A 23,401-nucleotide genomic window follows, 5' to 3' on the forward strand; every position below is an offset into this window, starting at 1 on the left:
TATGAACGATATGATTTTGGAGATCCGGCATCTGAGCAAGTCCTTCGGCTCCCATGAGGTGCTGCGGGACATCGATTTCTCCGTGGCCAAGGGTGACGTGACCAGCATCATCGGCGCCTCCGGCTCCGGTAAGTCCACCCTGCTGCGGTGCATCAACCTGCTGGAGACACCCACCAGCGGCGAGATCCTCTACCATGGCCGGAATGTGGCCAGCCGGGGCGTCAACGCCGCCCAGTACCGCTCCCATGTGGGCATGGTGTTTCAGTCCTTCAACCTCTTCAACAACATGACGGTGCTGGAAAACTGCATGGTGGGCCAGGTGAAGGTGCTGAAGAAGAACAAGTCCGACGCCCGGGACAACGCCATGCGCTATCTCACCCAAGTGGGCATGGCCCCCTACATCAACGCCAAGCCCCGGCAGATCTCCGGCGGCCAGAAGCAGCGGGTAGCCATCGCCCGGGCCCTGGCCATGGAGCCGGAGGTGCTGCTGTTCGACGAGCCCACCTCCGCTCTGGACCCGGAGATGGTGGGCGAGGTGCTGGACGTCATGAAGGCCCTGGCCCAGGAGGGCATGACCATGCTGGTGGTGACCCACGAGATGGCCTTTGCCCGGGACGTCAGCAGCCATGTGGTCTACATGAACCAGGGCGTCATCTGCGAGGAGGGCACTCCTGCCGACGTATTCGGCAACCCTCAGCGCCAGGAGACCCGGGACTTCCTCTCCCGTTTCCGCAAGAACTGAATCTCCCAAATACAGCAAGCGCCCCCGTCTGCCGGGATTTCGGCAGACGGGGGCGCTTTTTTTGGTGTCAGGCCGGATCCTCCGCCATAGTCTGCCGCAGCAGCTCCACAAACCGCCGCAGCGCCGGGGAGCCTCCCTCCGGCAGGTATACCGCCCCGAAGGACAGCGCCCGGCATTCGGGAATGGGAATATACCGCAGGCCCGGCAGGCGGGCATGAGGATAGTCCGCCGTCACAGCGAAGGCGTAGCCGGTCTCCGCCAGGACCTCCATGGCCTCCTGGTGGTCGCAGAAGAGGATCTGGTCCGTCTCCCGTTCTCCTATGGCCTGGCTCTGGAAGCGGAAGATCGCCTGGGGACAGATGGGCGGGCGGCAAACAGCAATGCGCCCCGCCCGGTGCAGCTCTTCCAGAGCCACCTGCTCCCGCCCGGCCAGGGGGTGGTCCGGCGCGCAGGCGCACACAACCGGACAGCGGGCCAGCTCCCGATACCGGGCCCGCTGGGGCGCGGTCTCCCGGAAGGAGAAGATCAGATCCACCTCCCCCTCCGCCAGGAGGTTTTCCAGGGAGTCGAAGGGGATCATCCGCAGCACCGGCAGCAGATCCGGCAGCTCCTGCCGCAGACGGCACAGAGTTGGCCGCAGCATCCGCAGCTCCGCGCTGTTGCGGCAGCCGATCAGCAGCCGCCTTGGGGTCTGGCGGGCCTCCTTCATCCGGGCCCTGGAGATATCCTCCAGCTTCAGGATCTCCCCGGCGTACTGGGTGAACCAAAAGCCCTCCTGGGTCAGCCGGACGCTCTTGCTGGTCCGGTGGAACAGCTTCACCCCCAGCTCGTCCTCCAGGGCGTTGATCTGATGGCTGACGGCGGGCTGCGTGATCTTCAGATGCTCCGCCGCCCGTGAGAAATTCAGAAAATTCGCCACCGCCATAAAGCACTCCAGCTGGGTGGTATTCACTGGTCCGCACCTCCTCCGTCCCCGGCTCCCATCTGGAAGAAACCGGGTAAACGATAAACGTCTTTTATAGAATATAGCATATTTGAATTTCACAGGCAAGCCATACCGTGGTATAAACAGTACGGTACGAAATACTTTCGTTCCTAACGATTGGAAAAGAGGCGAGCACATGACTGCGGCGGAACAGCGCCGGCTCCTGCGGGAGAACCGGTGGATCTGCATCCAGATTGAACAGTACGGCAACCACTGTCTGGCCCACACGGGCCTCACCTCCGTCCAGGCCTACATCCTGCTCTATATCCTGCGTCACTCGGACCGGGGCACCTCCCTGACCGACATCCACCGGGAGTTCGGCTACTCCATGGGCACCCTGTCCGGGATGCTGAAGCGGCTGCGGGCCAAGGGCTACATCCGCTCGGCCCCCTGCGACGGGGACGACCGGCGCAAGCTCCTCTTCGGCACCGAGGAGGGACGGCGGATAGGACCAGGCTTGGAGGCAACCATAGCCCGGATGCAGGCGCGGCTGTGCGGCCGGCTGAGCCAGGAGGAGCTGGACACCCTGTCCCGGCTCCAGAGAAAAATGCTGGACAGTCTCTTGACCCTGCGGGAACAACGCGAAAAGGAGGACGCAACATCGTGAAAACTGTACTGCGGCAGCTGGGGCGCTTTAAGCGGGACGCCCTGCTGTGCATTGGCCTGTGTACCCTGGAGGTGGCCATGGACATCCTGCTGCCCTTCATCACCGCTCTGATCATCGACCGGGGCCTGGAGGCCGGCGACCTCTCCGCCGTCTACCGCTACGGCGCCGTCATGGTAGGCCTGGCCTTTCTGGGGCTGGTGTTCGGCGCCGCCGCCGGACGGTACGCCGCCAGCGCCTCGGCGGGCCTGGCCGCCAATCTCCGGGAGGCCATCTACGCCAACATCCAAACCTTCTCCTTCTCCAACATCGACAAGTTCAGCGTGCCGGGCCTGGTGACCCGCATGACCACCGACATCACCAACGTGCAGAACGCCTTCATGATGGTGATTCGCATTGCGGTCCGCTCGCCGCTGACTTTGGTGTTCAGCTATGTGATGTGCCTGCTCATCAGCCCCACGCTGAGCCTCACCTTCCTCATCGCCGTGGTGTTCCTGGTGGTGGTGCTGGGGTCCATCATGGCGGTCACCCTGCGGATCTTCACCCAGGTGTTCCGCCGGTACGACGATCTGAACGCCAGCGTCCAGGAGAACGTCTCCGCCATCCGGGTGGTGAAGGCCTTCGTCCGGGAGGACCACGAGAACGAGAAGTTCTCCCGGGCCGCCAAGGTCCTGCGGGACCTGTCGGTGAAGGCCGAGGGGTTGCTGGCCTTCAACAACCCCGCCATGATGACGGCGGTGTACTTCTGCATCATCATGGTCTCCTGGCTGGGCTCCCGCTTCATCGTGGGCGGCTCCATGACCTCCGGCGAGCTGACCAGCCTGTTCAGCTACGTCATGAGCCTGCTGATGAGCCTGATGATGCTGTCCATGGTGGTGGTGATGATCTCCATGTCCGCCGCCAGCGTCCGCCGCATCAGCGAGGTGCTCAATGAGCGGGCGGACCTGCGCCAGCCGGACGAGGCGGTGACGGAGGTGGCCGACGGGTCCATCGACTTCGACCACGTCACCTTCTCCTACAAGCACGGCAGCGGCAAAAACGCCCTGACCGACATCGACCTCCACATCCGCTCCGGCGAGACCATCGGCATCATCGGCGGCACCGGCTCCGGCAAGAGCAGCCTGGTGAACCTGATCTGCCGCCTGTACGACGTGGACGAGGGCGCCGTGAAGGTGGGCGGCGTGGACGTACGCCGCTACGACACGGAGGTCCTGCGGAATCAGGTGGCCGTGGTGCTGCAGAAGAACACCCTCTTCTCCGGCACCATTCTGGACAATCTCCGCTGGGGCGATCCCGACGCCACGGAGGAGGCGTGCGTGGAGGCCTGCCGGGCCGCCTGCGCCGACGAGTTCATCGACCGCTTCCCCGACGGCTACCACACCCGCATCGAGCGGGGCGGCGCCAATGTCTCCGGCGGCCAGAAGCAGCGGCTGTGCATCGCCCGGGCCCTGCTGAAGCACCCCAAGGTGCTGATCCTGGATGACTCCACCTCCGCCGTGGACACCGCCACCGACGCCCGGATCCAGACCGCCTTTACTCAGAAGATCCCCGGCACCACCACGCTCATCATCGCCCAGCGGATCTCCAGCGTGGAGCATGCGGACCGGATCCTGGTGCTGGACGGCGGCCGGATCGACGGCTTTGACACCCACGAGAACCTGCTCAAGTCCAACGCCATCTACCGGGAGATCCACGACTCCCAGGTCAAGGGCGGCGGCGACTTTGACCAGCCCGCCTGAAAGGAGGAATCATTGTGAACGAAACGGTTTCCCGCCGGGGGCCCGGCGCCGTGCTGAACCGGGTCCTGCGGTATATGTTCCGCTACTACAAGCTGCCCTTTGCCCTGGTGGTGTGCAGCATCCTGCTCTCCGCTGCGGCCACTGTGGTCGCCGCCACCTTCCCCCAGACTCTGGTGGACGACTACGTGGTGCCCATGCTCTCCGGCGGCAGCACTGATTTCAGCGGCCTGGCCGCCGCCCTGATCCGCCTGGCCTGCCTGATGGCGGTGGGCATCCTGGCGGCCTACGCCTACGACCGCCTGATGGTCACCATCGGCCAGGGCACCATGCTGCACCTGCGCCAGGACCTCTTCCGGAAAATGGAGGCCCTGCCCATCAAGTACTTCGACACCCACGCCCACGGCGACATCATGTCCGTCTACACCAACGACGTGGACACCCTGCGCCAGCTGATGGGTCAGAGCATCCCCCAGGTCATCAACTCCGGCGTCACCATGATCGCCACCCTCATCACCATGCTGGTGCTGAACCCTCTGCTGACCGTGATCTCCGTTCTCACCGCCGTTGTCATGCTGCTGGTGACCGCGTCGCTGTCCCGGCTGTCGGGAAAGTACTACATCCAGCAGCAGAAAAACCTGGGCCTGGTGGACGGCTTCATCGAGGAGATGCTGGACGGCCAGAAGGTGGTCAAGGTCTTTTGCCACGAGGAGGCCGCCATGGCGGACTTCCACAAGGTCAACGAGGCCCTGCGACAGAGCGCCGACAAGGCCAACCGCTACGCCAACCTCCTCATGCCCATCAACGCCAACATCGGCTGGCTCAGCTACGCCCTGGTGGCCATTGTGGGCGCCGTCCTGGGCATCAACGGCCTGGCCGGCGTGACCCTGGGCACCGTCATCACCTTCGTGGGCCTCAACAAGAGCTTCACCCAGCCCATTACCCAGGTGAGCCAGCAGGTGAACTTCGTGGTCACCGCCGCGGCCGGCGCCGCCCGGGTCTTCGACCTGATGGACCAGGAGCCGGAGACGGACCAGGGCTATGTGGAGCTGGTCAACGCCAAGGAGGGCGCCGACGGGCAGATGAGCGAGTCCGCGGAGCGCACCAACGTCTGGGCCTGGAAGCACCCCCACCAGGCCGACGGCACCGTCACCTACACCAAGCTGGAGGGCGGCGTGGTCTTTGACGGCGTGGACTTCGGCTATGACGAAAACAAGCTGGTCCTCCACGACATCAGCCTCTGGGCCAAACCCGGTCAGAAGATCGCCTTCGTGGGCGCCACCGGCGCCGGCAAGACCACCATCACCAACCTCATCAACCGCTTCTACGACATCGCCGACGGCAAGATCCGCTACGACGGCATCAACATCAATAAGATCAAAAAGCCGGATCTGCGCCGGTCCCTGGGCATCGTCCTCCAGGACACCCACCTCTTCACCGGCACGGTCATGGAGAACATCCGCTACGGCAATCTGGACGCCACGGACGAGGAGTGCATCGCCGCCGCCCGTCTGGCCAACGCAGACGGCTTTATCCGCCGTCTGCCCGACGGCTACGACACCCAGCTCACCGGAGACGGCGCCAACCTCTCCCAGGGCCAGCGGCAGCTGATCGCCATTGCCAGGGCTGCCGTGGCAGACCCGCCGGTGCTGATCCTGGACGAGGCCACCAGCTCCATCGACACCCGGACGGAGAAGCTGGTCCAGGACGGCATGGACGCCCTCATGTACGGCCGGACCACCTTCGTCATCGCCCACCGGCTCTCCACGGTCCGCAACGCCGACTGCATCATGGTCATGGAGCAGGGCCGCATCATCGAGCGGGGCACCCACGACGAGCTCATCGAAAAGAAGGGCAGGTACTACCAACTCTACACCGGACATCCGGCGGAGGAATCCGCCTGACGGGCACACCGCAAAGCGCGGCCCGGTCCCAAAAGGGACCGGGCCGCGCTTTTTTGCCTCGTCTATATACCAGCACATCTGACAAGTTTCCGCTTTTTTACAGCAGCGGCGTGATAAACTGGGTCCACAGTGCGCTCAGCGGCATGACCAGCACCATGGCCGGCAGCATGTCCGCAATGGGAAACTCCCGGATCTTGGCGATGCGGAAGCCCGTGGCGATCAGCAAAAAGCCGCCGCAGGCCTTGAAATCGGCGATCATATCCGGCGTGGTCAGGGGGTAGATGGCCTTGGCCGCCAGGAACAGCAGCAAAAAGATGATGAACTGGGGCACTGCCACTACAGCCACCACCGCGCCCAGGCTGCAGGCGAACACCATGGCCGTGAAGAGGTCCAGCACGGACTTGGACAGCAGGATGGTGCTGCTGCCGGTCATCCCCGCGTCCAGGCAGCCGTAGATCCCCGTTCCGCTGGAACAGAACAGCACGATGGCCGTCACCAGCAGGGACAAAAACTCCTCCCGGCTCATACCGGAGCTCCCGCCGCTGTTCCCCAGCAGCTTTCCGATGGGCCGCTCCATCAATTCTCCGCCCCGGCTGATCAGCCGGCCCAGCTTGCAGGACAGGCCCAGCCCGGTGCCCACCACCACCGCCAGGATCACCGCCGGCATATTGACCATCATCACCACAGAGCTGATGCCCATGCCCATGGCGCACACGCCGAACACCAGGTTCAGCATGGTGGTGAACTCCGTGGACATCCTCTTTTTGAACAGCGTCCCCAGGACACCGCCCAGGGCCACCGCCAGCACATTGACTACGATTCCAACCATACTCTCTCTCCTTTTCCATTCGTCGCCCCATCGGGGGCAAGCGCCAGCTTCCTTCCCGCGGGGATCACGGGAGAAGGCTGTACCGGATCAACCCGTCCCGTTCCCGCCGGCAGATCCGCCCGCGGCGCTCCAGGTAATCCAGATGGGCCAGACACTCTCCCAGTGCAAAAAATTTCTGCTGGACGGGAAACTCCCGCCAGGTGGAGCGGATGCTCCAGCGCATCCGGCCGGCGATCTCGTAGGCCGTCCGCCCCGGCGCCGACCCAACGATGTCCAGGACCTCATTCAGCCGGTGCCGGTGGTGCTCCTCCAGCTGCCCGATCCGCGTATCCAGGTCTCCCGTCTCCTTCCGGTGGCCGGGCAGCAGCCGCTCCGCCGGAAGGCCCCGCAGCTTCTCCAGGCTCTCCAGATAGCTGCCCAGGGCGTCCGGCATGGACTGCCAGCGGCAGATATTGGGCGTGATGTGGAACAGCACGTGGTCGCCGGAGAACAGCCAGCGGGGCTCCTCCCCGTAGAGGCACATATGTCCCGGCGTGTGCCCCGGAGTCAGGATGCACCGCAGGGTGACGCCGCCGTAGGAGAGCCGGTCTCCGTCCCGCAGGGTGACGCATCCCGCGCTCCAGTTCCGGGGCGCCGCCCCCTGGGCAGGATTGGCCAGCCACAGCCGGTCGATCTCCTCCCGGGGAAAGCCCTCTCTCACATACTCCTCATACATATCCCGCCAGTAGCCGTCTGTCAAGCCCAGACGGAGACCGGCGCCGTCGGTCTCGCTGATGTAAATGCGCCCACCGGCGCCCACAAAGTCAGGGGCCAGACCGGTGTGGTCGCTGTGGAGATGGGTGAGGAACATATCCAGGGTCTCCCGGTCCACCCCCGTCTCCGCCAGCTGGTCCGTCAGGGCCCTCCGGCAGCTGTCCTGGCGGAAGCCGGTGTCGATCAGGAGGCTCCGCTCTCCGCCGGTGATCAGATAGCTGTTCAGGTTTTTCAGGGGATTCCCCTCCAGCGGGATATCCAGCCGCCAGAGATTGGTTGCCAAGCGCTCCGCCATCGTCCTTCCGGCCGGAACGGCCGCCCTCCTTCCGTCTGTGCTCGCTCAGGCCTTCTCCGCCGGGGCATGGGAGGAAAAGGGATGCGGCGGCGAGTACTTCTTTCGCAGAGCAACCTTGTCGATCTTTCCCGTGGGATTCCGCGGGACCTCTCCGAAAAAGAACCGGCCGGGCCGCTGATAGCGGGGCAGGCGGGCGCAGAATTCCCGCATCTCCTCCTCTGAGCAGGTACTGCCGGGTTTGAGCTGGATCTGCGCCGCCACCGCCTCGCCCAGCCGGCAGTCGCACAGGCCGAATACCGCAACATCCTCCACCGCCTCATGGGTCCGGATGAAATCCTCGATCTGGACGGGATAGATGTTTTCGCCGCCGGAGATGATGATGTCCTTCATCCGGCCGACGATGTAGTAAAAGCCGTCCCCGTCGGTCCTGGCCAGATCCCCGGTGTGCAGCCAGCCGCCCTCCAGCGCTGCGGCCGTGGTATCCGGATCCCGGTAATAGCAGCGCATCATATGGTCGCTGCGCAGCAGCAGCTGGCCGATCTCCCCGGCGGGCACATCCGCTCCGCGGGGGTCCACAATCCTCGCCTCCCAGCCGGAAGTGGGAACACCCACGGAACCCAGCTTGTCCATCCGGTCCGCGCTGAGGTTGAGGCAGCCCGGACCGCCCGCCTCCGTCAGTCCGTAGCTGACCTCGCAGTCCAGCTGCGGGAAGGCCGCCTGGATCCGCCGGACCACGGAGGGAGGGATGGGCTGGGCGCCCATATGGAGCATCCGCCAGGCCGCCAGGTCATAGCGGCCCGGATCCAAAGTACCGCTGTCCAGGGAGAACAGGATATCCTGGACCCACGGCAGCAGCAAAAAGGCGATGGTCACGCCCTCCCGCCACATGGTCTCAAAGAAGGGCTCCACCCGGAAGCCCATCAGCAGGACGCCTTTGGCTCCCATCAGCAAATTCCCTGTCCAATGGAGCTTTGCGCCCACATGATACAGCGGCGGGATACAGATAAACACATCTCCGTGGGTCTGGTGGTGGTTGCCGTGCTCCATCAGGCAGGCGCCCTCCAGCGTCCGGTGGGTATACACCACCGCCTTGGGCGCGCCGGTGGTGCCGGAGGAGAAATAGATGGCGGCGTCCTGCTCCGGCGCAGGCACCTGCGCGGGCTCTGTCTCATCCGCCCGGGAAATGCACGCCTCCCAGGTCTGTGCATAGGCTGGACACCGGTCCGCCTCTCCCAAATAAATAAAGGAGCGAACGCCGGTCAGCGCAGGCAGAGCTGCGGTGACTGCCGGCTCGCTGTAAGTGCCGAAGACCAGCGCCTCCGCCTCCACAAAAGCCGCGTTCCGCACGATGTCCGCACTTGTATACCGGAAGTTCAGCGGCACCGCCACAGCCCCGGCTTTCAAAATCCCGAAATACAGCGGCAGCCACTCCAGACAATTCATCAGCAGGATCGCCACCTTGCTTCCGGGGCCGAGCCCCTGGGCGCGGTAATAATTGGCCACCTGGTTTGCGATCCCGTTGAATTGCGACCAGGTGACGCAGCGCCGCGCCGCACGGTAAGCCGCTTCGTCAAACGGCACCACCGCCCCTGTCTCCACGGCTACCAGGGCCTCCTGGTCCGGGTAGAGGCGCGCGTTGTTTTTCAAAAGTTCGGTCACCAGCATGGATGTTCCCCCTTTGACAGTTCGGTGCCGGAATGGCACCTTCTAATTGTCAAGCAAAAAACATACCATTTCCGCCTCAGACCCACGGCTTCCCTCTCCGCGCCTGCTGCTTAACCGGCGGAGTGCATCTGCCATGTGACCTCTTCATGATACAAAATCCGTGTCTCGATACAAAGTGTGTCACAGTCTGCGTCTTTGCGACACACTTTGTTCCCGATTTTTCGACACATTCGACCATATTTTTTCCAGTTTTTCCAAGGACCCTTGTGCAAAATAATTTTTTTCTCTCTCCCAATCCTTCTCTCAGCGGTGTTTGCCGGACTTCCGCCCCTCCAGACACCCCTTCCAAAAGCGCTGACGGGGACAGATTGGTATTATTTTTGCTACAATAATCGGCAAACAGCTTTGTTAAAAAAACATCAAAGCAGAAAGGACGAGTAAGATGGAATACCAGGACATCATTTTTGAGGTCAAAGAGGGTTACGCCATTCTGACCTTCAACAAGCCGGAGAAGCTCAACGCGCTGAGCAGCCGCATGAAGGAGGAACTGGAGGACGTCATCCATGTGATGGAGACCGACAGCTCTCTCCGCGGCCTGATCGTCACCGGCTCCGGGCGCGCCTTCATGGCGGGCACTGACCTGTCTGAGCTGACCACCGACCGCACCGGCGCCGAGACCAAGCAGATGTCTCTCCACGGTCAGGAGCTGATGAACAAACTGGAGGCTCTGCCCAAGCCTGTCATCGCGGCTGTCAACGGCTACGCGCTGGGCGGCGGCACGGAGCTGGCCCTGGCCTGCGATCTGCGAGTGGCCGGTGAGAAGGCCGTTTTCGGCGTTCCTGAGAGCGATCTGGGCGTGGCCCCCTGCTACGGCGGCACCCAGCGCCTGGCCCGGCTGTGCGGCCCCTCTGTCGCCAAGGACCTGCTGTTCACCGCCCGGAAGGTCCGGGCCGACGAAGCCTACCGCATTGGGCTGGCTGACCGGCTGGTTCCCCAGGAGTCTTTGATGGAGGAGACCGAAAACCTGATGAAGAGCATCATTAAAAACGGTCCCGTGGCCATCGCCGCCTGCAAGTCTCTGGTGGATCAGGGACTGGACATGAGCTTCGCCGCAGGCCTGCGGTACGAGGCTGAGCTCAATGGGATGCTGGCCGACACAGAGGATGCCAAGGAGGGCCTGAAGTCCTTCTTCGAGAAGCGTCCCCCGGTGTTCCAGGGCAAATAATCACACCGATCATTTCTCTCATTATTTTAAGGAGGTAATCCCAATGACCAATACTCCCCTGAAAGGTATCCGCGTGGTGGACTTCACCGTGGCGGGCGCCGGTCCCGCCGCCGGCAAGATGCTGGCCGACTGGGGCGCCGATGTCATCAAGATCGAGCCCCTGGACGGCGAGAACGGCCGCTTCACCGGCCTGACCTTGGGCATGCGTGCCGACGAGGAGCAGAATCCCCATGAGGAGCTCAAGGACGGCAACAAGCGCGGCATTCCCCTGAACCTGAAGGATCCCCGCGGCATGGAGGTCATGGACAAGCTGCTGGCCACCGCCAACATCTTCATCTCCAACTACCGCCTCAAGGCGCTGACCAAGCTGGGCCTGGACTACGAGGCCATGTCCGCCCGCCATCCCCACATCATCTGGGGCATCCTGACCGGCTTCGGCACCGAGGGTCCCGTAGCCAATAATCCCGGCTTCGACACCGTGGCCTTCTGGGCTCGCTCCGGCGCCATGATCGATCTGTGCGAAAACGGCGCCGTTCCTCTGACGCCTCCCTTCGCCCTGGGCGACTTCGGCACCGCCGGCACCCTGGCCGGTGCCTGCGCCGCCTGCCTGCTGCAGCAAGCCAAGACCGGCAAGGGCGAAAAGGTGATGGTCTCCCTGTACGGCCAGGCCATCTGGGACAACGCCGCCATCATGCAGGCCGAATATCACGGCAACCACTGGCCCAAGACCCGGCTGGATCCCGACAGCCCCCTGCGCAACACCTACCAGTGCAAGGACGGCACCTGGATGATGATTTCCGTGCCGAACTATGAGAGATACTACGCCTCCTTCTGCAAGGTGGTGGGCCGTGAGGACCTGGTGAACGATGAGCGCTTCAACACAGAGGTCAACATGCGCAGCCATAAGGCCGAGCTTATGGAAATTTTGGACCCCATTTTCCTGACCAAGGACTACGCCGAGTGGGATGCCCTTCTGACCGAAGGCGACATCGCCCATGACCGCATCAACCATATCCGCGACACCATCCGCGATGAGCAGGCCCTGGCCAACAACTACGTCTACGAGTATGAAAACCGGGACGGCACCAAGGATCTGATTGTCTCCACCCCCGTCAAATTCGGTCAGCCGGATCAGATCGCTCACCGCAACGCCCCCCTGCTGGGCGAGCACTCCGTGGAACTGATGCACGAGCTGGGCTACAGCGACGACGTAATCGCCGCCTGGGCGGCGGAGGGCGTCGTCCGTACCCGCTGAGCCGCGTCTATTTCTGCGGTCCCCCCTCCATTTTGGATTTCTTCCATCGTGGAACAACAGAGAAAGAAGGGTGTTTATGGAAATCGTAAGTATTATCGGTATGATCGCAGCACTGGCACTGCTGTCCTTCCTGGTCATGAAGGGCGTGAACATCTTCATCGCCGCCATCGCAAGCTCCCTGCTGGTGGCTATCACCGGCCAGATCGGCCTGTACGACGCTCTGCAGACAGACTACATGAGCGGCTTCACCGGCTTCTTCGGCAGCAACTTCCTGATCTTTGTGGCCGGCGCCCTGATGGGCCAGGTCTATGAAAAGACCAACGGCGCCAAGGCCATCGCCCGCCTGATCATCAGAGGTCTGGGCAAGGGCGCGGCCATCATCGCCGTACCTCTGGCCATCGGTATCCTGACTTACGGCGGCATTGCCGGCTTCGTGGTGTGCTTTGCCGTGTTCCCCATCGCGCTGGAGATCTACCGTGAGGCAGACATCCCCCGCCGCTTTATCCCCGGCGTCATCGTGTTCGCCTGCTGCACCTTCTCCGCCATCGGCCCCGGCAACCCCCAGGTCGGCAACGTGGTGCTGCAAAACGCCCTGGGCACCTCTCTGATGGCCGGCGCCACCGTGGGCTTCATCTGCACCGCCGTCACCCTGGTGGTGGGCGTTGTGATGCTGAAGGTCATGGTCAAGCACGCCTGGGCCAACGGCGAGCACTTTGTAGCCAAGGACACCGACAAGTTTGACGACGCTGCCGTCTGCCCCAACGGCTGGGTGGCCCTGATCCCCCTGGCCCTCTCCCTGATCCTCATCAACATCAAGATCGACGGCACCGCCATCTGCCCCACCGCCTTCGGCGTGTGCATCGGCGCCGCCCTGGCCTACATCATGCTCCACAAATACAAGACCCCCGACGCCAAGCCTCTGGACCTGATGGGCAACGGCATCAAGAACGCCGTCTCCGCCGCCGCCAATACCTCCGCCGTGGTTGGCTTTGGCTCCGTGGTCAAGGCTGCCGTCGGCTTCCCGGTCCTGTGCAACGCCATTGAGAACATCCCCGGCCCCCCGCTGGTGGCTGTGGCTCTGGCCACGACCATCATCGCCGGCATCTGCGGTTCCGGCTCCGGCGGCCTGGGCATCGCGGCCCCCATCCTCAAGCCCATCTTCGTGGACGGCATGGGCATCAACGTCAACGTCCTGCACCGCATGATGATGATTGCCTCCTCCGGCCTGGACTCCATGCCCCACAACGGCTTCGTGGTCACCGTCATCAACGGCGTCTGCGGCGAGACCCACAAGGACGCCTACATGCCCGTGTTCTGGCTGACCGTGGTCACTCCGCTGATCGCCACGGCCGTCGGCGTGGTCCTCTTCACGCTGTTCCCCAACCTGCCGTAACACCTCCCCATGCAAACAGGGAAGAGAGCTGTCAGGCGGCAGCTCTCTTCCCTCACTCACAATTCGATTTGAAATTCTTCCAGCTTGCGGTAGAAGGTCTTGCGGGAGATCCCCAGCGCGGCGGCGGCCATGGTCCGGTTGTATCGGTTCTCCTCCAGCGCCCGCAGGATATCCTCCCGGGTGACGTGCCGGCCCTGGGTCGCCCTTGCAGGCGGCGGAGAGGCCGCCGTCACGGCGGTCCTGCCTGTACCCACAAAGTCCAGGCACAGCTCCAGATCCTGAGGCGTGATGACCTGGCTGGGAACCAGCTGGACCACCCGCTCCATGACGTTTTGCAGCTCCCGGACATTGCCGTGCCAGGGCAGCCGCAGCATCAGCTCCTTGGCCTCCTCTGAAAGGACCTTTCGGGTTCCCATCTGGAGGCGGGCGGTGATGGCGTCAATGAAGTGCTCCGCCAGCAGGATGATGTCTCCGCCCCGGTCCCGCAGCGGCGGCAGCTGGAGATTGAGCGTACACAGCCGGAAATACAGATCCGGCCGGAAGGTCCGCTTTTCCACCATGGTATGGAGATCGGCGTTGGTGGCGGAGATGATCTTCACATCCACGCTGCGGACAATACTGCTGCCGATCCGCATGAAATTCTTCTGCTCGATGACCCGCAGAAGCATCACCTGCAGATCCAGCGGCATGTCGCCGATCTCATCGAGAAAGATGGTCCCCGTGTCAGCCAGCTCGAATTTTCCCAGGTTTCCGGTCTTTTTCGCCCCGGTGTAGGCTCCGCCGTCGTAGCCGAACAGCTCGCTGGCCAGCAGATCCCGGGGATAGGCGGCGCAGTTGAGCACGATAAAGGGGCTGTCCCTGCGCTGGCTGGCATTATGGATGGCCTGGGCGAACACGTCCTTACCCACGCCGCTCTCGCCGGTGATCATCACATTGCTGTCGCTGTGGGCAATGGATTTGGCCCGTGCGATGCACCGCTGCATGGCAAAGCTGTTCCCCAGGATGTTGGAAAACGAGTACACGGCGTTATTGCCAATATGCCGCGCCACGTGGCTGGACAGCTCCCGGGGAGACGACAGGAAAAACCGCACGCCTCCAAGTCCCAGATGCCGCTGCTGATACGCCACCGTGGACACCAGGTAAGTATTCTGCTTGCCATGGATGGTCAGGGGAATCAGCTGATCCTCCACCGTCCGCTTGTTCCGGATGATGTCCCAGAACTCCTGATTCTGCGGCAGCGGATCGAACAGGGTCTCCGCCTTCTTGAAGTAGAGATTCTCATAGGGGATCCCCAGGATGCGGAAAACCTGCTCGTTGTGGTAGAGAATATGGGGATTTCCCGTAACCACATTGATGTCAATGTTGATCAGGCCCTTGGGCTCCTGAAAATACAGCGCATAGAGTTCACTGGCCATGAACATGTGCAGTTCAATGTCATTGGCAAGGGCGGTACAGATCAGCTTCCGCTCCGCCACAGGTTCCTCTACCGGAGAGATGGCCGCGATACCGCCCAGCAGTTCATAATCAGCGGAGTTTTCACTCCTCTCCAGCAGCAGCGGTTCAAAAAAAATCGAGGCGCTCCGCAGCAGCGGGCTCTCGTTTTCCTCTCCCGCCGAAAGAAGCGGACATCTCTGCTCCAGTCCCAGGGATATGGCGTTCCTGCCAAAGGACGCCCTGTCCCAGCAGCTGCGCACACAGATCCCTCTTTCCCGGCACCACTCCAGATAACCGGCAGGTCCATACAGCTTCAAAAGGCAGCCGTGCTGATCAAACAGCGCAAAGCCCCAGCTCTTGATCTCCTGCTCCGCGCAGGCCTTTGTCAGGACCCGGTTGGCATAGGCATAGATCTTGACGGACTCCGCCTTTATCTCTTTAAACTCCGCTTCCGGCACCAGCTTGGGTGCTGTGAACTGCTCTGTACCGGCTTGTTTATTCGGCATATGATCCTCCACGGAATATGCCTCCTCTCCACGATCTGGGCCATGGTTACACCCGAATGATACAAATTGTATCACACTTGGTGTCACCGTGCAACGAAAACGTGTCAGGGAGCGCTGCCAAGCACAGGCGGCACAGGCATCTCGCATCAAATTTACTCACAGAAAGATTTCGGCACAATAATTGCTTATCTAATTGTTGTTGATTGCCCCCCGCAACTCGACCTTAAGGAAAGGATGATACAATGGATTTCAATTTGACGAAAGAGCAGGAGCTCCTCCGCAAAATGGCCGCGCAGTTCGCCGCGCAGTACTGCGAACCGGAGGCCGCGGAGTTGGATGAAACGCACGAGTTCCTCCACGACACCTGGAAGAAAATGGCCGAGGTGGGCCTTCTGCGGGTCAACCACGGTGAACAATACGGCGGCACCGGCCACGACGCCATCGGCGAGATGATCGTCATTGAGGAGCTGTCCAAGGCCAGCCTCACTCACGGCGCCACTTATGCCCTGCTGGCCAACGGCTTCCCCGCTTTCATTGAGAAGTTCGGCACCGAGGAGCAGAAGATGGAGTTCATCCCCCAGGTGCTCAACGACGGCGTGATCGGCAGCTTCTGCCTGACGGAGCCGGACGCAGGCTCCGACGCCACTGGCATCCACACCACCTCCGTCCGGGACGGCGACGACTACATCCTCAACGGGACCAAGTGCTTCATCACCGCCGGAAACATCGCCAAATACCACCTGGTGGTTGCCATTGCCGACACCAAGGCCGGCGAGCGGGGCTTCAACGGCTTTATCGTGGACGCCGACGCCCCCGGCGTCAGCGTGGGCAAGATCGAAAACAAGATGGGCCTGCGGGGCCTGCCCACCACGGAGCTGATCTTCGAGGACGTCCGCGTTCCCGCCAGCCGGATGCTGGGCGGCCCGGCCGGCTGCGGCAAGATGATGAAGTTTGCCCTGGGCACTCTGGACGCGGCCCGCATCGGCACCGGCGCCCAGGCGCTGGGTGTGGCCACCGCCGCCTTCCAGCGGGCGCTGACCTACTCCGGTGAGCGCAAGCAGTTCGGCAAGCCCATCAACGCCAACCAAGGCCTCGCCTGGGAACTGGCGGAGATGGCCACCAAGCTGGATATGTCCCGTCTGCTGGTCTATCGGGCCGCCTGGATGGAGCAGCAGGGGCTGCCCTTCAGCAAGGAGGCCTCCATGGCCAAGCTCTACGCCACCAAGTTTGGCCGCGAGGTGGTCAACTCCGCCCTGCAGATCCACGGCGGCTACGGCTACATGCACGACTATCCCCTGGAGCGGATGTACCGGGATATCAAGATCACCGAGATCTACGAGGGCTCCTCTGAGATCCAGAAGGTGGTCATTGCCAACCACCTGATCCCCCGTCCCCCCAAGAAAACGGAGAAGAAGAAATAAGGAGGTATCAGACAAAATGAAGATCATTGTTTCCATCAAGCAGGTACCCGATACCTCCGGCAAGGTGGCGGTGAATCCCGACGGTACGCTGAACCGTGCGTCTATGCAGACCATCACCAACCCCGACGACATGAACGCCCTGGAGGCCGCCCTGAAGCTGAAGGACGCCACTGGCTGCAAGGTCGTCGTGGTCACCATGGGTCCCGCCCCCGCTGCCGGCATGCTGCGTGAGGCTCTGGCCATGGGCGCCGACGAGGCCGTTCTGGTGTCCGCCCGCGAGTTCGGCGGCTCCGACACCTACGCCACCTCCCAGATCCTGGCCGCCGCCATCAACAAGATCGGCGTGGAGGCCGACGATATCGTCATGTGCGGCCGGCAGGCCATCGACGGTGACACCGCTCAGGTCGGTCCCCAGATCGCCGAGAAGCTGCACCTGCCCCAGGTCACCTATGCCGCCGACATCCAGAAGGACGGCGACACCGTCACCGTCAAGCGCATGCTGGAGGACGGCTACATGACCATCAAGGTCCGGACGCCCTGCCTGCTGACCTGCGTCAAGGAGCTCAACGAGCCCCGCCTGATGAACGTGGTGGACATTTACCGTGCGTACAGCAAGCCTCTGGAGACCTACAACTATGAGACCCTGAAGGACGATCCTCTGATCGACGCCACCACCATCGGCCTGAAGGGCTCTCCCACCAACATCTTCAAGAGCTTCACCCCGCCCCAGAAGGGTGCCGGACAGATGTTAGAAGGTGCGGACAAGGCCACCTGCGAGCAGCTGGCTGAGATCCTGGCCAAGAAGCACATCATCTGAGAAGGGGGAGAGAAACGATGTCTAATTTCAACAGTGCTGATATCGCTGCTTTCAAGGACGTATGGGTGTTCTGTGAGCAGCGCGAGGGCAAGCTGATGCCCACCGATTTCGAGCTGATCTCCAAGGGCCGCGACCTGGCCAACGAGCTGGGCGTGAACCTGTGCGGCCTGCTGCTGGGCGGCGAGGGGATCGAGAACGTTGCCAAGGAGCTGGGCGGCTACGGCGCCGACAAGGTGATCGTGTGCGAGAGTCCGCTGCTGGCCGTGTACAACACCGACGCCTATGCCAAGGTCATCTGCGACGTCATCGAGGAGATGAAGCCCGAGGCCTTCCTGATCGGCGCCACCAATATCGGCCGTGACCTGGGCCCCCGCTGCGCCGCCCGTCTGCACACCGGCCTGTGCGCTGACTGCACCCACCTGGACGTGGATGTGGCCAACTACATCCAGTTCCTGCGTGAGTCCTCCACTCTGGACGTGGACAACACCAAGTGGGACATGGAGGACCGGAACCTGAAGATGACCCGTCCCGCTTTCGGCGGTCACCTGATGGCCACCATCATCTGCCCCCGCTTCCGTCCCTGCATGGCGACGGTGCGTCCGGGCGTCATGAAGAAGAACCCCTTCGATCAGGCCAAGGCCGACGCCTGCGAGATCGTCAAGCCCGCCTTCTCCCTGACCGAGGCCGACATCCACACCGAGGTCACCGAGGTGGTCAAGGCCGCCAAGAAGCTGGTGGACCTGATCGGCGCCGACTACATCGTGTCCGTTGGCCGCGGCATCAGCAAGGATGTCGAGGGCGGCATCAAGCTGGCTGAGGAGCTGGCTGAGGTGCTGGGCGGCGTCGTGGGCGGCTCCCGTGCCACCATCGACTCCGGCTGGCTGTCTGCCGACCATCAGGTGGGCCAGACCGGCAAGACCGTGCATCCGAAGGTGTACATCGCTCTGGGCATTTCCGGCGCCATCCAGCACAAGGCCGGCATGCAGGACTCCGAGTGCATCATCGCGGTGAACAAGAACGACACCGCTCCCATCTTCGAGATCGCCGACTACGGCATCTGCGGCGACCTGTTCAAGGTCACTCCCATGCTGATCGAGGCCATTAAGGCCGCCAAGGCTGCCAAGTAAATTTCCCCCCACCTGGAAAAAGGGCCATGCGGACTTCTGCCCCATGGCCCTTTTTTGCCGGATCCTGCGCCTTCTCACTGGCGGGATCTTGTGGTATACTCTACTCTGTGCCCGGCATCGGGCACGATCTTATTCCACAGAGGTATCTTTCATATGAATATGATGTTCAAAGGAAGCAGTCAATACGTGGCCTCCCCCGAGCTGATGAGCGCCGTCAATATCGCCATCACCCTCAGCAAGCCCCTGCTCATCAAGGGCGAACCCGGCACCGGCAAGACCATGCTTGCCCAGGCCATCGCCGACGCCCTGGGCAAGCAGCTCATCATCTGGAACGTGAAGTCCACCACCAAGGCCCAGGACGGCCTGTACGTCTACGACGTGGTCCAGCGGCTCTACGACAGCCAGTTCGGCACCCACGGCGTGGATGACGTGGCCCGCTACATCAAGCTGGGCAAGCTGGGCGAGGCCTTTCAGGCTCAGGAGCAGGTGGTCCTCCTGATCGACGAGATCGACAAGGCCGACATCGAGTTTCCCAACGACCTGCTCTGGGAGCTGGATCAGATGGAGTTCTATATCCCGGAGACCAAGGAGACGGTCCGGGCCAAACAGCGCCCCATCGTCATCATCACCTCCAATGCGGAAAAAGAGCTGCCGGACGCCTTTTTGCGCCGGTGCGTGTTCCACTATATTGAGTTCCCGGACCAGCAGCAGATGGAGGAGATCCTCCGCGTCCACTTCGGCCGGCTGGAGGACGCCCTGGTCCGGCAGGCCCTGGCCGCCTTCTACTGGGTCCGGGAGCTGCGGCAAATCGAGAAGAAGCCCAGCACCTCGGAGCTAGTGGACTGGCTGCGGGCCCTGGTGGCCGGCGGGATCGCGCCGGAGCGGATCACCCGGGAGATCCCCTTCGCCGGCGTGCTGCTGAAAAAGGACAAGGACCTGCGGACACTGCAGAGGGAGCTGCGATAAGCCATGTTCACCGCATTTTTCTACCTGCTGCGGCAGCGTGGCCTGGCCGTGTCCATCAACGAGTGGCTCACCCTGCTGGAGGCTCTGGAGAAGGGCCTCCACCGCTCCAGCCTCACGGGCTTCTACCACCTCTGCCGGGCGCTGCTGGTGAAGAATGAGGCGGACTTCGACCGCTTCGATCAGGTGTTTCTGGAGTTTTTCAAGGACGTGCCCTTCAGCGGCGAACTGCCGCCGGAGCTGCTGGACTGGCTGAACCACCCCTCCGAGGACCTGCGCCGCACCATCGAGGAGCTGCAGTCCCTGGGCTTCCCGGATGAAACCCTGGAGGAGCTGCTGCGGATGCTGGAGGAGCGGCTGAAGGAGCAGACCGAGGAGCACAACGGCGGCAATTACTGGGTGGGCACCCAGGGCCGCTCCCCCTTCGGCAACAGCGGCTGGCACCCCAACGGCATCCGCATCGGCGGCCAGAGCCGCCACCGCACTGCCATGTCGGTGGCCGGGGACCGGCGGTTCCGAGACTTCCGCAAGGACGACACCCTGGACCCCCGGCAGTTCCAGCTGGCCTTCCGGCTGCTGCGGCAGCTGTCCGTCCAGGCCAGCAGCGGCGAGAAGGAGGTGGATGTGGACGCCACCATCCGCGACACCTGCGACAACGCCGGCTCCCTGCGGATCCGCTACCGCAAGCCCCGCAAGAACGCCATCAAGGTCCTGCTGCTGATGGACTCCGGCGGCTCCATGGAATATTACAGCACCCTCTGCGCCACGCTGTTCCAGGCGGCCACCAAGTCCAACCACTTCAAGGAACTCCACACCTTCTACTTCCACAACTGCGTCTACTCGGAGCTGTATACCCAGCCCTCCCTGCGCTACGACAGTGCCGTGGCCACGGAGTGGGTCCTCCAGAACTTTGACAGCAGCTACAAGGTCATCATCGTGGGCGATGCCGCTATGAACCCCTATGAGCTCAACGCCCCCACCTACAACTGGCGCAACGGTGCCTACGAGCGGCCCGGGCTGGAGTGGCTCCAGCGGCTCCAGTCCCACTTCCCCTATCTGGTCTGGCTGAACCCGGAGCCCTATCCCGCCCGCCGGGATTTCTGGTCCCAGACCCACTTACAGCTGGCAGGGATCTTTCCCATGTTCGACCTGTCGGTGGACGGGCTGGAGGCCGGGATCAAGCGCCTGATGGCAAAGCGGCCCTCCAAGGCCGCCGGACAGTGAGTCCCGGACGGAAAAAACGCGCCCGCAAGGAAATCCTTGCGGGCGCGTGTGTAACCGCTACAATCTAGATTTCCCATTTTTTCATAAATCTGATTTCTTTCCAGCGGTTAAGTTCAAACTCACAGTTTTATCTGTATGTTTTTTTCTTGAAATAACTTTTGAATTGCCCGTCTAGCTTTATCAGGCTCTAGTCCAATATTTTTTAGCCGAATTGAGTAGATGAGCTCTTCTACAACTTGAATATCACTGATTTGAACAGCTTCAAAGTCCCAATTCAACTTATCATGTGCAAGATCATTCCTCAGTTTGCCAACACGACGACCAATTTCTTCAGCCAATGCCTTATACGGTTTTTGCGGCGTTCCATATTTTCGGAGAGTAAACGCCTCCATGATTTCACGACAGTCAATAAGCGCATACTTTACATTGAACCAATAGCCTAAACTAAAATTTTTAATTCCATTTAGGAGATCCGCTGCGTATTCCCTTTCTTTCCCAGTTTTCTCGTCACAGAAATTCTCCATTAGTTGGACAACCTCTGTTTTTACTTTTACAAAGGGTTCCGACCTCCCTGCATCTATCCCGTAGATATTACGGAACTCCCGTTCAAAAGCGGCCAGAATCATGATAAACCGGCTAACAGAGTAGGAGCGTTTTTCATCAATACAGCGCGGAAGATATTCGTAATCAAGCAGGCCAGCAGAAATTACATTCAACAAATCCGCCGATTTTGTTCCCAAGATCGAAAAATCAATGATTTCGTCCTTGGCTTTTTTATTCGTTTCTCCTGTAAATCGTGGGCGGCAACAAAGCCAGGCAAAAAAATCTCGTTTTCTTTCTTGATTATAGGCAAAAACCTCGACATTGTCTAAAGAAACATTTGCCCGACCGGTGACATACATAAAAAAACGCCAGAGTTGCTCATACGCATTCAGCAAGCCAGGGAGAGCTTCTGTTTTCGAAAACTGAAGCGTCATATAACTCTGTGATGTCATGGGATTCTGTGCTCGCACAACAGATGCATAGGAATGAAGTTTAATTTCAGCAGTGAGACCGTCTGAAAGAAGAAACTTGCCTCCGTCCACCTCATTTTGGCATTCTGCTGATAAAGTAATCTTCTTAGCCCGGATACTGTCTTTTGCTGGTTGAATGTCATATTCAAACACTGATTCCGGAGGAAAGAACGCATCAATTTCTGGTCCTCGTATACGAAAACCATCAATTGCTTCACTTGAATATCTTTCTTCCCAAATAAAATACCAAGCAACAGGGAAGCTCAAAAACCCATGATAGGAACTGTAGTTATTGGATACCCAGAAAGTAATGCGATATCCCTCACTGGTTCTTCCTGATAATTCTCGATTTGAAATCCACTCATTAGATGACTCTATTGTTTGCTGCAGTCGTTCCAGCGTAAGTGCCCCAGAAGAATATCGCCTCCAAACTTCCCGATTCGGAGGATACAGATTTACTTTAAACTCCCTCTCATCAAATTCAAAAGGGAAAGTATACTCTTCATAAGAAACAAATCCGACCAGTCGCTCTGGTCTCTTCATTCTACAGCACCCCCCAGAGCCAATCCCAAGTAATCAAGCAGCCCTTGGCAGCCCACCGACACATCTCTCCAAGTTGCCTCGAAGTCTCTGGTGTACCATGGATCGGCAACCTCTTGGCCTGGTTGGCCAGCATACTCCATCAACAGATGGATCTTCTCCGCTGGGTCGCCACAGAAAATGCGCCGCATATTGTGGACATTGGCCTGGTCCATACCGATCAGCAAATCGTAATCTGCATAGTCGCAACTGGTCAACTGTCGGGCAGCGTGGCCGGTACAGGAGATTCCATGCTCCGCCAGTTTCTTCTGGGCCGGAGGATAGACCGGATTGCCGATTTCTTCCCGACTGGTTGCAGCTGAGGCAATGTGAAACAAATGCCCCATCGCAGCCTTTTTCACCAGATTTTTCATGACATACTCGGCCATCGGACTCCTGCAAATATTGCCGTGACACACAAAAAGAATCCTCGTCATCCTGTCTCTCCTGTTTCTGTTTGTCAACGTCAGTATAACATGTGCCGGTCGAAACGTCGAGATTCATTTTCTCATGCGCGGGTTCGCTAATCTGCCGCAGAAGCTCCGCCTTTGACCATCCGAACTGCAAAACAGCTCGAAGATACCAATGCCGCTGATCCATGGACAGGCCTGCCTCCATGATAACCACATTCTGCGTCCACCCAATCAGGAGAGCCTCCTTCAGAATGTCGGGTGCAGTTTCATAGGTCCGGAAAAAGTCCCGCATCCGACGGAGGTTCCGAGGTGAAAAGCCCGAGTTGTCGGGACACTTGACCGCAAGATACTCTGCTGCTGCCACTGCCGCTCCTTTTTCCTTTCTGGCGCTGACCAGTTTCCCGATTTCGAGATACAGCTCCATCTGTGGCAGGTTTCTTTCCAGTGCCTGATCCAAACCAGTATACATCGCACTGTAATCAATGGGCTTCCGGATGTTCATGGACTTCTCCTTTCTG

General features: G+C 60.9%; 19 protein-coding genes and 1 pseudogene. 12 read left to right on the plus strand and 8 right to left on the minus strand.

Annotated elements, in window-relative coordinates; all coding sequences use genetic code 11:
- Nucleotide 1: 1 nt before the first annotated feature.
- Nucleotides 2-742: an amino acid ABC transporter ATP-binding protein gene (locus KFE19_03440; protein QUO38577.1), complete on the plus strand. Its 741-nt coding sequence runs from the start codon at nucleotides 2-4 to the stop codon at nucleotides 740-742.
- A gap of 67 nt (nucleotides 743-809) precedes the next feature.
- On the opposite strand, the gene KFE19_03445 is transcribed toward KFE19_03440, so the two are convergent.
- Complete coding sequence (locus KFE19_03445; GenBank protein QUO38578.1) at nucleotides 810-1,694, minus strand: LysR family transcriptional regulator; 885 nt, start codon at nucleotides 1,692-1,694, stop codon at nucleotides 810-812.
- Between the two features lie 169 nt (nucleotides 1,695-1,863).
- On the opposite strand from KFE19_03445, the gene KFE19_03450 reads away from it, so the two are divergent.
- The 3 genes from KFE19_03450 (at nucleotide 1,864) to KFE19_03460 (ending at nucleotide 5,971) form a co-directional block, all read left to right on the plus strand.
- A complete protein-coding gene (locus KFE19_03450) occupies nucleotides 1,864-2,334 on the plus strand; it encodes a MarR family transcriptional regulator (GenBank protein QUO38579.1) in 471 nt (156 codons plus the stop codon).
- A complete protein-coding gene (locus KFE19_03455) occupies nucleotides 2,331-4,070 on the plus strand; it encodes an ABC transporter ATP-binding protein (protein ID QUO38580.1) in 1,740 nt (579 codons plus the stop codon). The genes KFE19_03450 and KFE19_03455 overlap by 4 nt, the downstream gene beginning before the upstream one ends.
- Before the next feature lie 74 nt (nucleotides 4,071-4,144).
- Nucleotides 4,145-5,971, plus strand: a complete 1,827-nt coding sequence (locus KFE19_03460) for an ABC transporter ATP-binding protein (GenBank protein ID QUO39512.1) — start codon at nucleotides 4,145-4,147, stop codon at nucleotides 5,969-5,971.
- A 97-nt stretch (nucleotides 5,972-6,068) separates the two neighbouring features.
- On the opposite strand, the gene KFE19_03465 is transcribed toward KFE19_03460, so the two are convergent.
- The 3 genes from KFE19_03465 to KFE19_03475 all read right to left on the minus strand — a co-directional run bounded on the left by KFE19_03465 (nucleotide 6,069) and on the right by KFE19_03475 (nucleotide 9,513).
- Nucleotides 6,069-6,800, minus strand: a complete 732-nt coding sequence (locus tag KFE19_03465; protein QUO38581.1) for a DUF554 domain-containing protein — start codon at nucleotides 6,798-6,800, stop codon at nucleotides 6,069-6,071.
- 64 nt (nucleotides 6,801-6,864) lie between these two features.
- Complete coding sequence (locus KFE19_03470) at nucleotides 6,865-7,848, minus strand: MBL fold metallo-hydrolase (protein ID QUO38582.1); 984 nt, start codon at nucleotides 7,846-7,848, stop codon at nucleotides 6,865-6,867.
- A 45-nt stretch (nucleotides 7,849-7,893) separates the two neighbouring features.
- Nucleotides 7,894-9,513 (minus strand): AMP-binding protein, encoded by a 1,620-nt coding sequence (locus KFE19_03475; GenBank protein ID QUO38583.1) that lies wholly within the window; start codon nucleotides 9,511-9,513, stop codon nucleotides 7,894-7,896.
- Nucleotides 9,514-9,955: 442 nt separating this feature from the next.
- Here KFE19_03475 and KFE19_03480 point away from each other — a divergent pair, with 442 nt between their 5' ends.
- The 3 genes from KFE19_03480 (at nucleotide 9,956) to KFE19_03490 (ending at nucleotide 13,386) form a co-directional block, all read left to right on the plus strand.
- The gene (locus tag KFE19_03480) at nucleotides 9,956-10,738 is read left to right on the plus strand and encodes an enoyl-CoA hydratase/isomerase family protein (GenBank protein ID QUO38584.1); all 783 of its coding nucleotides are present in this window, start codon (nucleotides 9,956-9,958) and stop codon (nucleotides 10,736-10,738) included.
- A gap of 43 nt (nucleotides 10,739-10,781) precedes the next feature.
- Nucleotides 10,782-11,993, plus strand: a complete 1,212-nt coding sequence (locus KFE19_03485) for a CoA transferase (protein QUO38585.1) — start codon at nucleotides 10,782-10,784, stop codon at nucleotides 11,991-11,993.
- Between the two features lie 76 nt (nucleotides 11,994-12,069).
- Nucleotides 12,070-13,386 (plus strand): GntP family permease, encoded by a 1,317-nt coding sequence (locus KFE19_03490; protein QUO38586.1) that lies wholly within the window; start codon nucleotides 12,070-12,072, stop codon nucleotides 13,384-13,386.
- Nucleotides 13,387-13,442: 56 nt separating this feature from the next.
- Here KFE19_03490 and KFE19_03495 read toward each other — a convergent pair whose 3' ends face one another.
- Nucleotides 13,443-15,326 (minus strand): sigma 54-interacting transcriptional regulator, encoded by a 1,884-nt coding sequence (locus KFE19_03495; protein ID QUO38587.1) that lies wholly within the window; start codon nucleotides 15,324-15,326, stop codon nucleotides 13,443-13,445.
- 242 nt (nucleotides 15,327-15,568) lie between these two features.
- On the opposite strand from KFE19_03495, the gene KFE19_03500 reads away from it, so the two are divergent.
- The 5 genes from KFE19_03500 (at nucleotide 15,569) to KFE19_03520 (ending at nucleotide 20,878) form a co-directional block, all read left to right on the plus strand.
- The gene (locus KFE19_03500; GenBank protein QUO38588.1) at nucleotides 15,569-16,747 is read left to right on the plus strand and encodes an acyl-CoA dehydrogenase family protein; all 1,179 of its coding nucleotides are present in this window, start codon (nucleotides 15,569-15,571) and stop codon (nucleotides 16,745-16,747) included.
- Between the two features lie 16 nt (nucleotides 16,748-16,763).
- The gene (locus tag KFE19_03505) at nucleotides 16,764-17,564 is read left to right on the plus strand and encodes an electron transfer flavoprotein subunit beta/FixA family protein (protein ID QUO38589.1); all 801 of its coding nucleotides are present in this window, start codon (nucleotides 16,764-16,766) and stop codon (nucleotides 17,562-17,564) included.
- A 17-nt stretch (nucleotides 17,565-17,581) separates the two neighbouring features.
- Nucleotides 17,582-18,691 (plus strand): electron transfer flavoprotein subunit alpha/FixB family protein, encoded by a 1,110-nt coding sequence (locus KFE19_03510; GenBank protein ID QUO38590.1) that lies wholly within the window; start codon nucleotides 17,582-17,584, stop codon nucleotides 18,689-18,691.
- Nucleotides 18,692-18,844: 153 nt separating this feature from the next.
- Nucleotides 18,845-19,657, plus strand: a complete 813-nt coding sequence (locus tag KFE19_03515) for a MoxR family ATPase (GenBank protein ID QUO38591.1) — start codon at nucleotides 18,845-18,847, stop codon at nucleotides 19,655-19,657.
- A 3-nt stretch (nucleotides 19,658-19,660) separates the two neighbouring features.
- Complete coding sequence (locus tag KFE19_03520; protein ID QUO38592.1) at nucleotides 19,661-20,878, plus strand: VWA domain-containing protein; 1,218 nt, start codon at nucleotides 19,661-19,663, stop codon at nucleotides 20,876-20,878.
- Between the two features lie 119 nt (nucleotides 20,879-20,997).
- Here the strand turns inward: KFE19_03520 and KFE19_03525 are convergent, their stop codons facing one another.
- The 3 genes and pseudogenes from KFE19_03525 to KFE19_03535 all read right to left on the minus strand — a co-directional run bounded on the left by KFE19_03525 (nucleotide 20,998) and on the right by KFE19_03535 (nucleotide 23,385).
- Nucleotides 20,998-22,434: a hypothetical protein gene (locus KFE19_03525; GenBank protein ID QUO38593.1), complete on the minus strand. Its 1,437-nt coding sequence runs from the start codon at nucleotides 22,432-22,434 to the stop codon at nucleotides 20,998-21,000.
- A complete protein-coding gene (locus KFE19_03530) occupies nucleotides 22,431-22,907 on the minus strand; it encodes a low molecular weight phosphotyrosine protein phosphatase (GenBank protein QUO38594.1) in 477 nt (158 codons plus the stop codon). The genes KFE19_03525 and KFE19_03530 overlap by 4 nt, the downstream gene beginning before the upstream one ends.
- Before the next feature lie 67 nt (nucleotides 22,908-22,974).
- Nucleotides 22,975-23,385: pseudogene (locus tag KFE19_03535) on the minus strand (hypothetical protein).
- Between the last annotated feature and the right edge of the window lie 16 nt (nucleotides 23,386-23,401).

The sequence above is a fragment of the Dysosmobacter sp. Marseille-Q4140 genome (genome assembly GCA_018228705.1).
In the GTDB taxonomy this organism is placed as follows: domain Bacteria; phylum Bacillota; class Clostridia; order Oscillospirales; family Oscillospiraceae; genus Oscillibacter.